This window comes from Micromonospora peucetia, from assembly GCF_900091625.1.
GTDB lineage: Bacteria > Actinomycetota > Actinomycetes > Mycobacteriales > Micromonosporaceae > Micromonospora > Micromonospora peucetia.
The window spans coordinates 1038197-1053741 of record NZ_FMIC01000002.1 but is presented as its reverse complement, the minus strand read 5'-3'; the positions used below and the strand labels follow the sequence as shown (position 1 = coordinate 1053741).

General features: G+C 71.3%; 14 protein-coding genes. 11 read left to right on the top strand and 3 right to left on the bottom strand.

Features of this window, described 5'->3' with window-relative positions:
- Positions 1–231 precede the first annotated feature (231 nt).
- Complete coding sequence (locus tag GA0070608_RS04975; protein ID WP_091622425.1) at positions 232–2739, top strand: bifunctional FO biosynthesis protein CofGH; 2508 nt, start codon at positions 232–234, stop codon at positions 2737–2739.
- A gap of 600 nt (positions 2740–3339) precedes the next feature.
- Positions 3340–3597 (top strand): WhiB family transcriptional regulator, encoded by a 258-nt coding sequence (locus tag GA0070608_RS04970; protein ID WP_007455784.1) that lies wholly within the window; start codon positions 3340–3342, stop codon positions 3595–3597.
- A 50-nt stretch (positions 3598–3647) separates the two neighbouring features.
- Here the strand turns inward: GA0070608_RS04970 and GA0070608_RS04965 are convergent, their stop codons facing one another.
- Positions 3648–4097 (bottom strand): metallopeptidase family protein, encoded by a 450-nt coding sequence (locus tag GA0070608_RS04965; protein ID WP_089001916.1) that lies wholly within the window; start codon positions 4095–4097, stop codon positions 3648–3650.
- A gap of 152 nt (positions 4098–4249) precedes the next feature.
- Between GA0070608_RS04965 and GA0070608_RS04960 the strand changes: the two genes are divergently transcribed.
- A complete protein-coding gene (locus tag GA0070608_RS04960; RefSeq protein ID WP_091622421.1) occupies positions 4250–4618 on the top strand; it encodes a DUF3499 domain-containing protein in 369 nt (122 codons plus the stop codon).
- 20 nt (positions 4619–4638) lie between these two features.
- On the opposite strand, the gene GA0070608_RS04955 is transcribed toward GA0070608_RS04960, so the two are convergent.
- Positions 4639–5985, bottom strand: a complete 1347-nt coding sequence (locus GA0070608_RS04955) for an aspartate aminotransferase family protein (RefSeq protein ID WP_091622418.1) — start codon at positions 5983–5985, stop codon at positions 4639–4641.
- A 628-nt stretch (positions 5986–6613) separates the two neighbouring features.
- On the opposite strand from GA0070608_RS04955, the gene GA0070608_RS04950 reads away from it, so the two are divergent.
- Together GA0070608_RS04950 and GA0070608_RS04945 are read left to right on the top strand one after the other, a co-directional pair.
- Positions 6614–7381 (top strand): helix-turn-helix domain-containing protein, encoded by a 768-nt coding sequence (locus GA0070608_RS04950; protein WP_091622413.1) that lies wholly within the window; start codon positions 6614–6616, stop codon positions 7379–7381.
- On the top strand, positions 7372–7566 hold the full coding sequence (locus GA0070608_RS04945) for a DUF397 domain-containing protein (protein ID WP_091622408.1): 195 nt from the start codon (positions 7372–7374) through the stop codon (positions 7564–7566). Before GA0070608_RS04950 ends, GA0070608_RS04945 begins: the two co-directional genes overlap by 10 nt.
- A 70-nt stretch (positions 7567–7636) precedes the next feature.
- Here the strand turns inward: GA0070608_RS04945 and GA0070608_RS04940 are convergent, their stop codons facing one another.
- The gene (locus tag GA0070608_RS04940) at positions 7637–8149 is read right to left on the bottom strand and encodes an Lrp/AsnC family transcriptional regulator (RefSeq protein ID WP_091622405.1); all 513 of its coding nucleotides are present in this window, start codon (positions 8147–8149) and stop codon (positions 7637–7639) included.
- Between the two features lie 202 nt (positions 8150–8351).
- On the opposite strand from GA0070608_RS04940, the gene GA0070608_RS04935 reads away from it, so the two are divergent.
- From GA0070608_RS04935 to GA0070608_RS04910, 6 genes are all read left to right on the top strand, one after another.
- A complete protein-coding gene (locus GA0070608_RS04935; protein ID WP_091622402.1) occupies positions 8352–9536 on the top strand; it encodes a polyamine ABC transporter substrate-binding protein in 1185 nt (394 codons plus the stop codon).
- 5 nt (positions 9537–9541) lie between these two features.
- The gene (locus GA0070608_RS04930) at positions 9542–10708 is read left to right on the top strand and encodes an ABC transporter ATP-binding protein (RefSeq protein WP_091622399.1); all 1167 of its coding nucleotides are present in this window, start codon (positions 9542–9544) and stop codon (positions 10706–10708) included.
- 102 nt (positions 10709–10810) lie between these two features.
- A complete protein-coding gene (locus GA0070608_RS04925) occupies positions 10811–11722 on the top strand; it encodes an ABC transporter permease (RefSeq protein WP_091622395.1) in 912 nt (303 codons plus the stop codon).
- Positions 11723–11777: 55 nt separating this feature from the next.
- On the top strand, positions 11778–12629 hold the full coding sequence (locus GA0070608_RS04920) for an ABC transporter permease (RefSeq protein ID WP_245715701.1): 852 nt from the start codon (positions 11778–11780) through the stop codon (positions 12627–12629).
- Positions 12626–14191, top strand: a complete 1566-nt coding sequence (locus GA0070608_RS04915) for an NAD(P)/FAD-dependent oxidoreductase (protein ID WP_091622392.1) — start codon at positions 12626–12628, stop codon at positions 14189–14191. The genes GA0070608_RS04920 and GA0070608_RS04915 overlap by 4 nt, the downstream gene beginning before the upstream one ends.
- On the top strand, positions 14191–15393 hold the full coding sequence (locus GA0070608_RS04910; protein ID WP_091622389.1) for a saccharopine dehydrogenase family protein: 1203 nt from the start codon (positions 14191–14193) through the stop codon (positions 15391–15393). The genes GA0070608_RS04915 and GA0070608_RS04910 overlap by 1 nt, the downstream gene beginning before the upstream one ends.
- The last annotated feature ends 152 nt before the right edge of the window (positions 15394–15545 follow it).

The following is a 15545-nucleotide window of genomic DNA, read 5'->3' as shown; positions in this document are numbered from 1 at the left end:
GGCAGGAAGCGCCTGCCAGGGCGAAAACTTCTTGATCACCGGCGGGGCGGGGATGCCTGCGCAGACGGCATTCCCTGGGCCGGGGATGCCTGTGCAGCGGCGCGGGGTACGGGTTTCGGTCGGCCTCTCGGCATTGCGTCCGGGCGGTGGGTGGGGCGGTGGGTGGGGTGCGCTCGTTTATGGCGCGGGCCGGGTGGGCGGGCCGGGATGCAGGGCGCTTAGGCTGGGCGGATGGTTGATCGCACCGGGCCCGGCCCGACCGACGCGAGCGTGCGGCGGGCGCTGCACCGGGCCGCGAGCGGGCGGGCCCTCGACGTCGACGAGGCCGTCGCGCTGCTGGCCGCCCGGGGCGAGACGCTCGACGGGCTGCTCGACGTGGCGGGTGGCGTCCGCGACGCCGGGCTGCGTGAGGCCGGGCGGCCGGGCGTGGTCACGTACTCGAAGAAGGTTTTCATCCCGCTGACCCGGCTCTGCCGGGACCGGTGCCACTACTGCACCTTCGCCACCGTGCCGCACCGGCTGCCGGCGGCCTTCCTCGACCGGGACGAGGTCCTCGCCATCGCCCGGGCGGGAGCCGCCCAGGGCTGCAAGGAGGCGCTGTTCACGCTCGGTGACCGGCCGGAGGAACGCTGGCCGGCGGCCCGGCAGTGGCTGGACGAGCGCGGCTACGACTCCACCCTGGACTACCTGCGCGCCTGCGCGGTGGCGGTGCTGGAGGAGACGGGGCTGCTGCCGCACCTGAACCCGGGCGTGTTGTCCTGGTCGGAGTTGCAGCGGCTCAAGCCCGTCGCGCCCAGCATGGGGATGATGCTGGAGACCACGGCGACGCGGCTCTGGTCGGAGCCGGGCGGCCCGCACTTCGGCTCGCCGGACAAGGAGCCGGCGGTCCGGTTGCGGGTGCTCGAAGACGCGGGCCGGGTCGGCGTGCCGTTCACCACCGGAATTCTGATCGGCATCGGCGAGACCCCCGCCGAGCGGGTCGACGCGATCTTCGCGATCCGCCGGGCGCACCGCGAGTACGGCCACCTCCAGGAGGTGATCGTGCAGAACTTCCGCGCGAAGCCGGACACGGCGATGCGCGGGATGCCCGACGCCGAGCTGCGCGACCTGGCCGCCACGGTGGCGGTGGCCCGGGTGCTGCTCGGGCCGAAGGCCCGGATCCAGGCCCCGCCGAACCTCATCGCGGGCGAGTACGACCTGCTGCTGCGCGCCGGCATCGACGACTGGGGTGGGGTCTCCCCGCTGACCCCGGACCACGTCAACCCGGAGCGCCCCTGGCCGCAGATCGACGAGCTGGCCCGGCACACGGAGAAATCCGGCTTCACCCTGCGCGAGCGGCTGACGATCTACCCCGAGTACGTACGGGCCGGCGACCCGTGGCTGGACCCGCGCCTGCTGCCGCACGTCGGCGCGCTGGCCGACCCGGCGACGGGGCTGGCCGTCGAGGAGGCCCGGCCGGTGGGCCGCCCCTGGCAGGAGCCCGACGAGACGTACGGCGGCCGGACCGACCTGCACGCCACCATCGACACCACCGGGCGGACCGGCGACCGGCGCGGCGACTTCGACCACGTCTACGGCGACTGGTCCGAGGTGGCGGGCAAGGTCACTTCAGGTGGCGGGGTAGGGACCGACCACGACCTGCGGGCCGGGCTGCGGTTGGCGGCCGACGACCCGGCCGCGCTGCTCGACCCGGGGCACGAGGCGGCGGCGCTGGCGCTGTTCGGCGCCGACGGGCCCGCCCTCGACGAGCTGTGCCGGCTGGCCGACGACGTCCGCCGGGCGGCGGTCGGCGACGACGTGACGTACGTGGTCAACCGCAACATCAACTTCAGTAACGTCTGCTATGTCGGCTGCCGGTTCTGCGCGTTCGCGCAGCGGGAGCGGGACGCCGACGCGTACCGGCTCTCGGTGGAGCAGGTCGCCGACCGGGCCGAGGAGGCGTGGGCGGCCGGCGCCAGCGAGGTGTGCCTCCAGGGCGGGATCGACCCGAAGCTGCCGGTGACCGTCTACGCCGACCTGGTCCGGGGCATCAAGGCGCGGGTGCCGGGGATGCACGTGCACGCGTTCTCGCCGATGGAGATCGTCACCGCCGCCGCCAAGGCCGGCGTGTCCGTGCGGGAGTGGCTGACCGGGCTGCGCGAGGCCGGGCTGGACACCATCCCGGGCACCGCCGCGGAGATCCTCGACGACGACGTGCGGTGGGTGCTCACCAAGGGCAAGCTGCCGGCCGCCGCCTGGGTCGACGTGGTCGGCACGGCCCACGAGCTGGGCATCCGGTCCAGCTCCACGATGATGTACGGCCACGTCGACCATCCCGGGCAGTGGCTCGCGCACTTCCGGGTGCTGGCCGGGTTGCAGGACCGTACCGGTGGGTTCACCGAGTTCGTGGCGCTGCCGTTCGTGCACACGAACGCGCCGATCTACCTGGCCGGCATCGCCCGACCGGGGCCGACGTGGCGGGAGAACCGGGTGGTGCACGCGATGGCCCGGCTGCTGCTGCACGGCCGGATCGACAACATCCAGTGCTCGTGGGTGAAGCTCGGCGACGAGGGTACGGCGGCGATGCTCCGGGGCGGCTGCAACGACCTGGGCGGCACGCTGATGGAGGAGACGATCTCCCGGATGGCTGGTTCCGGCAACGGCTCGGCGCGTACGGAGGAGCAGTTGATCGCCATCGCGTCGGCGGCCGGACGGCCGGCCCGCAGGCGTACGACCGCGTACGGCAGCCCTCGACCCTAGCGGCGCCGCCCGCCGAGTGACGTACCGCTGGGTGGGACGATCGGGTGTCGTACGGCGGGATTTCTGTCGGGAGTGGACAGACGGTCGGATTCGTCCGGTCCAGCAGCGCGTCGGCGGCTGTCCACGACCCGGGGGATGTCGGTCCGTCGCCGCGTCCCGTCCACATCGTGGGCGGAGCGGCATCGACGTTCCCGGCTTGACGGGCGGTCCGCGCCAACTCGGGTTAACCTGTGCCCCACCAAGATCAACGGATCGTGGTGGGTGACTTTCCCGGGCCTCCGTAGACCCGCCCGCCCGGGTCGACGGGGAAGCGCCACGGGAGAAAACTCGGGCAACTCGCCGGAGAGGGCGTTACTCGGCCGGGGTCTGAATCGATAGGGCAGGTTGCGAGGGCCGGGTGGCCGGGTGGCCGTCCGGAGTGTTTGTCGGGAGGGCGACTCCATTATCAAGTTCGGCTTGACGGCGCACGCATTACACGCGTGTAATTTGAATGGGGTTGTTCGCACGGAACGCAACAAAACAGGACCGTACGGACAAGCACGCCTTCCGCGTGGGGGGTTGCAGCGGCGATGACGCCGGTGCGCGACAAGGAGGCATCTGATGGACGGCCAGCTTGAGGTGGCCGACCTGCTCGGAAACGCGCCGGAGTGGCAGGAGCGGGCGCTCTGCTCCCAGACCGACCCGGAGGCGTTCTTTCCCGAGAAGGGCGGCTCGACCCGCGAGGCGAAGCGGATCTGCTCGCGCTGCGAGGTGAAGACGGAATGCCTCGAATACGCTCTCGGCCACGACGAGCGGTTCGGGATCTGGGGTGGGCTCTCGGAACGGGAGCGGCGCAAGCTCAAGCGGCGGGCCGCCTGAGCGTTGCCCGGGCCGGGGCGGTGGGGGCCGCCCGGCTCAGGCGCGACGGTTCAGGCCAACTCGTCGGGGTCAACCCCGAGCAGATTGGCCACCTGTTCGATGATCACGTCGTGCACGAGATCCGCGAGGTCCTCGCGGTCCATCGCACGGAACTCCAACGGCCGGCGGTAGAGCACGATCCGCGGGGGAACCTCCTGCCGGCCGGGCCGACCGGGCAGCAGCCGGGCGAGCGGCACCTCGCCGTCCTCCAGCACGTCGGAGTCGTAGACGTTGAGGTCCGGTGGGACGTCCTCCACCGCGAACTCGACCCCGGCCAACTCCTTGGCGAACCGCCGTTCGAGGGTCTCGACCGTGTCCAGCACCAGGTCGTCGAAGATCTCCGCCTTCGTACGCGCCAACGGGACCGTCGCCGGCACCAGCCGCCCGCGCAGACCGCGCCCGTGCCGGTCGCGGTGGGCGCGCCGGCCGGGGCCGGGGCGGCGGTGTTCCGGGCTTGTCATGAGGAAAGGTTAGCGCCCGCACCGACCTGGCCGGTGGCAGCGCCACCGGCGCGGCGCGGCGCGGCCACGCCGGCCGAATTGTGATCACCGCGACGGGCGTGTCGCAACGCGAACCAGTGCGCCGGACCCGGTAATGGGGATACCCTGCCGCCGTGAGGTCACCACGGCGCTGCTCCCGTAACGGCTGCCCCCGGCAAGCGGTCGCCACGTTGACCTATGTCTACAACGAGTCGACAGCGGTGGTCGGCCCCCTGGCGGCATTCGCCGAGCCGCACACGTACGACCTCTGTGAGCCGCACGCCCGGAGCCTGACGGCGCCGCGCGGTTGGGACGTGGTCCGGCACGAGGGCGAGTTCGAGCCCCCGCCGCCCACCACCGACGACCTGGTCGCCCTCGCCGAGGCCGTCCGCGAGGCCGCCCGCCCGGTGGCTCCCCGCCCGCCGGAGGGCAAAGAGACTCCCAACTCGACCCCACAGACGGGTCGCCGAGGGCACCTCCGCGTCATCCCCCCGAACCACTGACCCGTCGCGCCGGCCGGGGTCTACAGGCGTGACCAGGCCTCGGTGAGCACGCCGCGCAGAATCTGCTCGATCTCGTCGAACTGCTCCTGCCCGGCGATCAGCGGCGGGGCGAGCTGCACGACGGGGTCGCCCCGGTCGTCGGCCCGGCAGTAGAGCCCGGCGGAGAACAGCGCCGTGGACAGGAAGCCGCGCAGCAGCCGTTCGGACTCGGCCTCGTCGAAGGTCGCCCGGGTGGTCTTGTCCTTGACCAGTTCGATGCCGTAGAAGTAGCCGTCGCCGCGTACGTCGCCGACGATCGGCAGGTCGTGCAGCTTCTCCAGGGTGGCGCGGAACGCCGCCTCGTTGGCCCGGACGTGCCCGGTCAGGTCCTCCCGGGCGAAGACCTCCAGGTTGGCCAGCGCCACCGCGCAGGAGACCGGGTGCCCGCCGAACGTCACCCCGTGGGCGAACATGCCGGTCTCGGTGAGGAACGGCTCCATCAGCCGGTCGCTGGCGATCATCGCGCCGAGCGGCGCGTAGCCGGAGGTGATGCCCTTGGCGGTGGTGATGACGTCCGGCTGGTAGCCGTACCGGACGGCGCCGAAGTATTCACCCAGCCGGCCCCACGAGCAGATCACCTCGTCGGAGACGAGCAGCACGTCGTACGCGTCGCAGATCTCGCGGACCCGCTCGAAGTAGCCGGGCGGCGGCGGGAAGCAGCCGCCGGAGTTCTGCACCGGCTCCAGGAACACGGCGGCGACGGTGTCCGGCCCCTCCCGCTCGATCGCCCGGCCGATCTCGTCGGCGGCCCAGCGGCCGAACGCCTCGGGGGAGTCGCCGTGCTCAGGAGCGCGGTAGAAGTTGGTGTTCGGCACCTTGACGGCGCCGGGCACCAGCGGCTCGAAGTCGCTCTTGATGCCGGGCAGCCCGGTGATCGACAACGCGCCCATCGAGGTGCCGTGGTAGGCGAGGAAACGGCTGATCACCTTGTGCTTGTTCGGCTTGCCGGTGCGCTTGAAGTAGGCCCGGGCCAGCTTCCACGCCGCCTCGACGGCCTCCGAGCCGCCGGTGGTGAAGAAGACCCGGTTCAGGTCGCCGGGGGCGAGCGCGGCGATCCGCTCGGCCAGCTCGATCGCCTTCGGGTGGGCGTACGACCAGAGGGGGAAGTAGGCCAGCTCGCCCGCCTGCTTGGCGGCGGCCTCGGCCAGCTCGGCGCGTCCGTGGCCGGCGTTGACGACGAAGAGCCCGGCGAGCCCGTCCAGGTAGCGCCGGCCCCGGGCGTCCCAGACATACGCGCCCTCGCCGCGCACGATGGTCGGCACCTCTCCGGCGGAGTAGCTCGCCATCCGGGTGAAGTGCATCCAGAGGTGGTCGGTGGCGTCGGCCATGTCAGCCCCATCGGGTCTCGGGCCGGTCAGGGGTGACATCGGCCGCTCTGCCCTTGGTTATCCCACAGCCCGTTGAATGGGCGCAAGTGAGATCGATCGCCAGTGGGCGATCTGGCGACGGAATCAGTCAACATTGCTCCTGAAAGCAACGGATTCCGTACAGCCGATCGCGCCTGCGCCGACTCCAACGGCCTAGTCGGGCGAACGCTGTCGAGCTGCCCCATCCATGCGCCCATCCGGCAGGAGCCGACGCTCGCCCCGCGCGACTTCCTCGGCGATCTTGCACTTTCAGCCCCGGCATTCTTCGCGTAGTGCTGCAAAAGGTGGACCGAAAGTGCAAGATCGCCGAGCAGGGAGGGGGAGGGCGCGGGGAGGGCACGGGGAGGAGGGGAGGGAGGAGGGGGAGGAGGGGGGAGGTTGCGGGGAGAGGGAGGGGGTGCCGCTCCGGGCTCGGCCGGAGTGGCGTCGATAGGGCTGGGTGTGGACGCGGGTGGGGCCTTTTTGGGGCGCTCGTGGCGCGAGCTGAAGTGCTCGAAACAGGTCCTGGCCGACACGCCGGCAGGCGGCAGGTGTGGACACGATGCGTGGCTATCGTGCGCCGGAGTGTGATGTCGGCGGGAGGTTGGATGTGAACGAGGCGCTGCGGGTGGCGATGGCCGAGAAGGGCGAGACGGCCGAGTCGTTGGCGGAGAAGGTGGACGTCGACCCGAAGACGGCGGGCCGCTGGCTGACGGCGGGCCGGATCCCGCACCCCAGGACCCGGCTGGCCGTCGCCGAGGTCCTCGGCCGGGATGCCGCTGAGCTGTGGCCCGAGCCGTTCCGCCGCCGCGACCTGCCGTGGTTCCGCCCCTGGGCCGAGTTGGAGCAGGACGCCATCTCAATCCGGTCCTACCAGCCGCTGCTCGTGCCGGGCCTGCTCCAGACCGAGGGGTACGCCCGCGCGGTGCTGGCGACGGGCGGCCTGCTCCCGGCGGCGGAGGCCGACGAGATCGTGCGCGGTCGGCTGGCCCGGCAGTCGGTCCTGGCCCGGGACGCGCCGCCGCAGCTCGTCGCCGTGATCGACGAGGTGGTGCTACGCCGGCGGGTCGGCGATCGGGCGGTGATGGCCGGACAGTTGGCCCACCTGCTGGCGGTCGCCGCGCAGGAGCACGTGCAGGTCCGGGTTATTCCCGCCGAGGCGCCGTGGCACACCGGGCTCGCCGGGCCGTTCGTCCTGATCCGGCTGCCCGACGGCGTCGAGACGGCCTATGTGGACAACCAATTACGCGGTCAGGTGGTGACCGAGAGTGCCGACATTGCTAGCCTGGGCGCCAGATGGGAGAGCGTCGCGGGCGAGGCGCTGCCGCGACGCCGGTCGATCGAGCTGATCAGGGAAGTGGCGACGACATGGACATGACCGCCGCCCGCTGGCACACCGCGACCCGCAGCAGCAACAACGGCGGCGACTGCGTCGAGGTTGCCGACAACCTGCCCGGTCAGGTGTTCGTGCGGGACAGCAAGGACCGCGCCGGTGGCACGCTCACCTTCGCCCCAGACGCCTGGCGGGCGTTCGTGGGCCTGACCGCGCGGCAGCGGGCCTGACCACGCCGGCCGCCCCGGGTGCCGCACCGCTCAGCTCGGGGCTGCATCGCTCAGCTTGGCGCCGCATCGCTCAGGCGGTGCCCCAGGTGTATGTCTGCTTGCGCAGCTTCAGGTAGACGAACGCCTCGGTGGAGAGCACACCGTCGACCGCCCGCAGCCGTTGCAGGATCTCCAGCAGGTGGTCGTCGTTGCGGCAGACCACCTCGGTCAGCAGGTCGAACGAGCCGGCGGTGATCACCACGTAGTCGACCTCCTCCAACTCGGCGAGGCGGTCGGCGACGGCCTCCAGGTCGCCGTCGGTGCGTAGCCCGATCATGGCCTGGCGGGGGAAACCGAGCTGGAGCGGGTCGGTCACCGCGACGATCTGCATCACGCCGGCGTCGAGCAGTCGCTGCACCCGCTGACGTACCGCCGCCTCGGAGAGCCCGACCGCCTTCCCGATGGTCGCGTACGGGCGGCGGCCGTCCTCCTGGAGCTGTTCGATGATCTGCTTCGCCACGTCGTCGAGCAGGACGTGGTTGGTACCCCCGCGTACGGTGACCCGCCGTCCGCCGTTGCCGTTGTCGTGCTGCCGGTTCGTCATAGACCGCTCCCCATGTTCAATCCCGGCTGAGCCTAGTGCCACCGCGCAGTCTGGCGTATTTCGTCGTACATCGCTATTCACGCAACGGAATCCCTTGTAAGAGAGGTTTCCTCATGTCAGGATCAGTCGTTCACCGCACCTGACCTCCCGCCGGCGCGCCACCCCCGCCCGCTCGCCGACGATGACCTCAAGGAGTCGTCACATGCGAACTCCCTTTCGGCCCCTCACCCGGCGTGGCCTGCTGACCGGCACCCTCGGCTCGGCCGCGCTGCTCGCCGCGGGCGGCTCGGTGGCCGGCTGCGGCACCAAGGCGGCCACCCAGACGGAGGCCGGCTGCGTCAGCGAGGACCTGTCCGGCACCGAGAAGACGCTGACATTCTCCAACTGGCCGCAGTACATGGACGTGGACGACAAGGATGAGTCAGAGCGGCCGACCCTCGACGCGTTCGTCGCGAAGAGCGGAATCAAGGTCGCCTACACCGAGGACGTCAACGACAACAACGAGTTCTTCGGCAAGGTGCAGAACCAGCTCGCGGGGTGCCAGTCGACGGGGCGGGACATCATGGTCCTCACCGACTGGATGGCGGCGCGCATGATCCGCCTCGGCTGGATCCAGAAGCTGGACAGGTCGAAGCTGCCCAACGTCGAGGCCAACCTGCTGCCCTCGCTGCGCGGCCGGTCCTTCGACAAGGACAACCAGCTCGCCATCCCGTGGCAGACCGGGCTGGCCGGCCTCGCCTACAACGGCAGGGTGACCAAGGAGCTCCGGACGGTCGACGAACTGCTCACCCGCCCCGACCTCAAGGGCAAGGTGACCGCGCTGTCCGAGATGCGGGACACCATGGGCCTGCTGCTCCAGTCCAACGGCCACGACCCGGCGAACTTCACCGCCGCCCAGTTCGACGATGCCATCAACAAGCTGAAGAAGGCCGTCGACTCCGGCCAGATCCGCCGGTTCACCGGCAACGACTACGCGCCGGACCTCGCCAAGGGCGACATCGCCGCGTGCATCGGCTGGTCCGGCGACGCCATCCAGCTCGGCTTCGACGACGACAAGATCAAATTCGTGGTGCCCGAATCCGGGGTGATGATCTGGTCGGACAACGTGGTGGTGCCGAACCGGGCCACCCACAAGGGCAACGCCGAACAGCTCGTCAACTACTACTACGAGCCGGCGGTCGCCGCCCGGCTCGCCGCGTTCGTCAACTACATCTGCCCCGTCCAGGGTGCCAGGGCCGAGATGGAGAAGATCGATCCGGCGTTGGCCGCCAACCCGCTGGTCTTCCCCGACGACGCCATCCTCGCGAAGTCCACGGTCTTCATGGCGCTGGACGAGAAGCAGGAACGCGAGTACGAAGGCAAGTTCCAGCAGGTCATCGGGGCGTGAGCGGGATGGGTGGGACGACTGCGGGGCGCGAGACCCCGGCCGGCGACCTGCGGCTGGCCAACCTCACCAAGCGGTTCGGCACCGTCACCGCGGTGGACGACCTCAGCCTGACCGTTCCGCAGGGCTCGTTCTTCGCCCTGCTCGGCGCGTCCGGCTGCGGCAAGACCACCACCCTGCGAATGATCGCCGGCCTGGAGGAGCCGACCGGCGGGCAGGTGCTGCTCGGCGACCGGGACGTCACCCGGCTGCGCCCGTACAAGCGGCCGGTGAACACGGTCTTCCAGAGTTACGCGCTCTTCCCGCACCTGAACGTCTTCGAGAACGTGGCGTTCGGCCTGCGTCGGCGGGGCATCCGCTCCGTCGACGACGAGGTCATGGGAATGCTCGCGTTGGTGCAACTCGACGACTACGGCCACCGTCGCCCCGCCCAGCTCTCCGGCGGGCAGCAGCAGCGGGTCGCCCTGGCCCGCGCCCTGGTCAACCGGCCGCAGGTGCTGCTGCTGGACGAGCCGCTCGGCGCGCTGGACCTGAAGCTGCGCCGGCGGATGCAGCTCGAACTGAAGCGGATCCAGACCGAGGTCGGCATCACGTTCGTGCACGTCACCCACGACCAGGAGGAGGCCATGACGATGGCCGACACCGTCGCGGTGATGAACGCCGGGCGGATCGAGCAGCTCGGCGCCCCCGCCGACCTCTACGAATACCCGGCCACGGCGTTCGTGGCGAGTTTCCTCGGCCAGTCCAACCTGCTCGCCGGGGAGGCGGCCGGCGCGGGCGGGGACGAGGTGGCGGTGTCGGCGTACGGCCGTCGCTTCTCGGTGCCCGCCGGCCGCGCCCGGGCCGACCGGGGGCCGGTCCACCTGGGCGTACGCCCGGAGAAGCTGCACCTGGTCGACTCCGCCGACCAGGTCCCCGCCGGATGCCAGCACGTCACCGGGGTGGTCACCGACGCCTCCTACGTGGGGGTGAGCACCCAGTACCTGCTGCGTACCGACTGGGGCGGCGAGCTGTCCGCCTTCGTGGCCAACAGCGGCGCGACCGGTCCGCTGCCGGTGGGCGCGGAGACGGTGGCGTACTGGGACCCGCGGCACGCCTTCCTGCTGGCCCGCGGACCCCGCGAACCCGACCCGGCCACGCCGGTGCTCGACGAGCCGGTAGGTACACCCTCGTGAACGAGCGCAACGAGGCGGCGACGTGAACGAGCGCAGCGAGCGAACCGGTCAGCGCTGTGCGGCTGTAGCTCGTGACGCCGGTGAGCGCAGCGAGGCGGCGACATGAGCGCCCTCGCGCACCTGCCCACCGGGTCGGGCCGGCGGACGGCACCGCCACCCCGCCGACCCGGGCGGCACCGCCTCCTGCCGTACCTCCTGCTGCTGCCCGCGGCGGCCTGGCTGTTCCTCTTCTTCGCGGTGCCGCTGTTCCAGCTCGCCGCCGCCAGCCTCTACGACCCCGCCGGCTCGCTCGCCACCGGCTACGCGATGACCTGGGCGTTCGGCAACTACCCGGACGCGCTCGCCGCGTACTGGCCGCAGTTCGTGCGGTCCTTCGGTTACGCCGGGGCCGCGCTGGTGCTGGCGCTGCTGGCGGGCTACCCGCTGGCGTACGCCATCGCGCAGAAGGCCGGGCGGTGGAAGAACCTGCTGCTGGTCTGCGTGGTCGCGCCGATGTTCACCAGTTTCCTGGTGCGCACCCTGGCGTGGAAGACGATCCTGTCGGACAACGGCTGGCTCGTCGGGCTGCTGCGCGACGTGCACCTGCTCGCCCCCGACGGCCGGCTGCTGGCCACCCCCGTCGCGGTGGTGCTCGGCCTGACGTACAACTTCCTGCCCTTCCTGGTGCTGCCGCTGTACGCGAGCCTGGAGCGGCTGGACCCCCGGCTGCTGGAGGCGGCCGGCGACCTCTACGCCAGCCCGTTGCGGGCGTTCCGCAGGGTCACGCTGCCGCTGTCCATGCCGGGCCTGGTCGCCGGCACGCTGCTGTTCTTCATCCCGGCCAGCGGCGACTACATCAACGCCGAACTGCTCGGCACCCCCAACGAGTACATGATCGGCAACGTCATCGACTCGGCGTTCCTGGTCCGGTTGGACTACCCGCAGGGCGCGGCCCTGTCGTTCCTGCTGATGGCGGCGATCCTCGCGGTGGTCTTCGGCTACCTGCGCCGGGCCGGCACCGAGGAGGTCCTGTGAGCGCGAGGAGTGCAGCGAAGCGGAGCACCGCAGTCGCGAACGAGAGACGGCTCCTGTGAGCGCGCGGATCTTTCGCTGGCTGGCCGACCGCTGGGTGACGGGCGTGGCGCTGCTGGTGCTCGGCTATCTCCTCCTGCCGATCGCCGTGGTCGCCGCGCTGTCCTTCAACCGCCCGTCCAGCCGCCTGTCGTACGACTTCAACGAGTTCACCCTCGACAACTGGCGCAACCCGTGCGCCACCTCCGACATGTGCGACGCGGTGGTACGTAGCGTCCAGATCGGTTTCATCGCCACCGTGGTCGCCACGGTTCTCGGCACCCTGATGGCGTTCGCGCTGGCCCGGCACCGGTTCCGTGGCCGCTCCGGGATCAACGTGCTGATCTTCCTGCCGATGGCCACCCCCGAGCTGGTGATGGGCACCTCGCTGCTCGCCCTCTTCGTCTCCGCCGGGGTGCCGCAGGGCTTCTGGACCATCGTCGTCGCACACGTGATGTTCTGCGTGTCGTTCGTGGTGGTCACCGTCAAGGCGCGGCTGGCCGGGATGGACACCCGGCTGGAGGAGGCCGCGATGGACCTCTACGCGAGCGAGTGGCAGACCTTCCGGCGGATCACCCTGCCGCTGGCGCTGCCCGGCATCGTGGCCGCCGCGCTGCTCGCGTTCTCGCTCTCCTTCGACGACTTCATCGTCACGAACTTCAACGCCGGCACCACCGTCACGTTCCCGATGTACGTCTGGGGAGCCGCCCAGCGGGGCATCCCGCCGCAGGTCAACGTCATCGGTACCGCGATGTTCGTGGTCGCGCTGCTGCTGGTGCTGACCAGCACCCTGCGCGGGCGGCGGGGCCGTCGCGCCGACCTCGGGAAGACCGCACCGGCGGGCGGCGCGCCGGGGCGGCACCCGGCATGACCGGCCCGTTCACCGGCCCGCGCATCGGCCCGTTCACCGGCCCGCGTATCGGCCGGCGCACCGGTCCGCCTACCGGTCCGGCGCTCGCCGACGCGACACGCGTGCCGTACTGGCTCGACCGCCCGGAACGCCCCGACCCGCTGCCGCCGCTGTACGGCGGCACCGACACCGACCTGCTGGTCGTCGGCGGCGGCTACAGCGGCCTCTGGACGGCGCTGCTCGCCAAGCAGGACGACCCCGGCCGCGACGTGCTGCTTGTCGAGGCGGGCACCTGCGGCTGGGCCGCGTCCGGCCGTAACGGCGGGTTCTGCGCCGCCTCGCTCACCCACGGCCTGGCCAACGGCGTCGAGCGTTTCCCCGACGAGATCGACGTGCTGGAGCGGCTCGGCCGGGAGAACCTGGCCGCCATCGAGGCGACCGTCGAGGAGTACGGCATCGACTGCGACTTCGAGCGCACCGGTGAGCTGTCCGTCGCGGTGCAGCCGTACCAGCTCGCCGGCCTCGCCGAGGATGCCGCGCTGGCCCGCCGGTACGGCCACGACGTGCGGCTGCTCGACCGGGCCGAGGTACGCGCCGAGGTGGACTCGCCGACGTACCTCGGTGGGCTGTGGGACCGCGACCGGGTAGCCATGCTGGACCCGGCGAGGCTGGCCTGGGGGTTGCGCCGCGCCTGCCGGGAACTCGGCGTACGGGTGCACGAGCACACCCGGGTCACCGGGCTGCGGCGGGACGGGGCCGCGCTGCGGGCCAGCACCCTCGGCGTACCACCCGGACGCGGCGATCCGGCGTCCGGCCACGGCGATCCGGGTGGTCACGGCGATCCGGCGTTCAGACGTGGCGATCCGGGTGGTCACGGCGTTCCCGGTTCGGTGCGGGCGCGGCGGGTGGTGCTCGCCACCAACGCGTTCCCGCCGCTGCTGCGCCGGCTGCGGGCGTACGTCGTGCCGGTCTACGACTACGCGCTGATGACCGAGCCGCTCACCCCGCAGCAGCGCGACGCGGTCGGCTGGCGCAACCGGCAGGGACTCGCCGACACCGGCAACCAGTTCCACTACTACCGGATCACCGGCGACGGGCGGATCCTCTTCGGCGGCTACGACGCCGTCTACCACCACGGCAACCGGATGGCCCCGGAACTGGCCCAACGACCGGCCACCTTCACCGCCCTCGCCGCACACTTCTTCACCACGTTCCCGCAGCTCGCCGACGTGCGCTTCAGCCACCGCTGGGGCGGCGTCATCGACACCTGCACCCGGTTCTGCCCGTTCTTCGGCACCGCGTACGACGGTCGGCTCGCGTACGCCGCCGGCTACACCGGTCTCGGCGTCGGCGCGACCCGGTTCGGGGCCCGCGTGCTGCTCGACCTGCTGGCCGGCGAACCGACCCCGCTGACCCGGCTCGACCTGGTACGCCGCAAACCGCTGCCGTTCCCGCCGGAGCCGCTGCGGACCACCGGCATCCAGCTCACCCGGTGGTCCCTGGCCCGCGCCGACGCGCACGAGGGCCGGCGCAACCTCTGGCTCCGTACGCTCGACCGTCTTGGTTTGGGGTTTGATTCCTGATGCGGATCCTGCTCGTCGGCGCCGGTGGGGTCGGTTCCGCCGCCGTCGCCATCGCGGCCCGCCGCTCCTTCTTCGAGACCGTGGTCGTGGCCGACCACGACGCCGACCGCGCGGCCCGCGCCGTGGCGGGCCACGGCGACCGCTTCGTCGCCGCCACCGTCGACGCCGGCTCGGCCGACCAGATCGCCGCGCTCTGCCGTGCACACCGGATCACCCACGTGTTCAACGCCGTCGACCCGCGCTTCGTCATGTCGGTCTTCGACGGGGCGTTCGCGGCCGGCACCGACTACCTCGACATGGCCATGTCGCTGTCCCACCCGCACCCGCTCCGACCGTACGAGGAGACCGGCGTCAAGCTCGGCGACGACCAGTTCGCCGTGTCCGACCGGTGGTCGGCGGCCGGCCGGCTCGCGCTCTGCGGCATGGGCGTCGAACCGGGACTGTCGGATGTCTTCGCCCGCTACGCCGCCGACGAACTCTTCGCCGAGATCGACGAGATCGGCGTACGCGACGGCGCCAACCTGACCGTCGACGGTTACGCCTTCGCGCCGTCGTTCTCCATCTGGACCACCATCGAGGAGTGCCTCAACCCGCCCGTCGTCTGGGAAGCCGGACGCGGCTGGTACACCACCCCGCCGTTCTCCGAGCCGGAGATCTTCGATTTCCCGGAAGGGATCGGCCCGGTCGAGTGCGTGAACGTCGAGCACGAGGAGGTGCTGCTCATCCCGCGCTGGGTCCCGGCCCGGCGGGTCACCTTCAAGTACGGCCTCGGCAACGAGTTCATCGAGGTGCTCAAGACGCTGCACCGGCTGGGCCTGGACTCCGTCGCACCGGTCCAGATCGGCGACGTGTCAGTGTCGCCCCGCGACGTCGTGGCCGCCTGCCTGCCCGACCCGGCGACCCTGGGCGACCGGATGCACGGCAGGACCTGCGCCGGCACGTACGTGACCGGCACCGGGACCGACGGGCGGCCCCGGAAGGTCTACCTCTACCACGTCGTCGACAACGAGTGGTCCATGCGGGAGTACGGCCATCAGGCAGTCGTCTGGCAGACGGCGGTGAACCCGGTCATCGCCCTGGAACTGCTCGCCACCGGCGCCTGGTCCGACACCGGCGTACTGGGCCCCGAAGCCTTCCCCCCACGCCCCTTCCTGGACCTCCTGACTGCCTACGGCACCCCCTGGCACCTCCAACCCCGCTAACTCCCTCCCCGCCCTCCCCCTCCCCTCCCTCCCCCTCCCAGCCCCGCGCCTTCTCCGCGTCGATCTTGCACTTTATGCCCCGACAATACGGGCATTCTTCGCATTGCGGGGGCCGCAAGTGCAAGATCGCCGGAAACACCCTTAGCGAGACA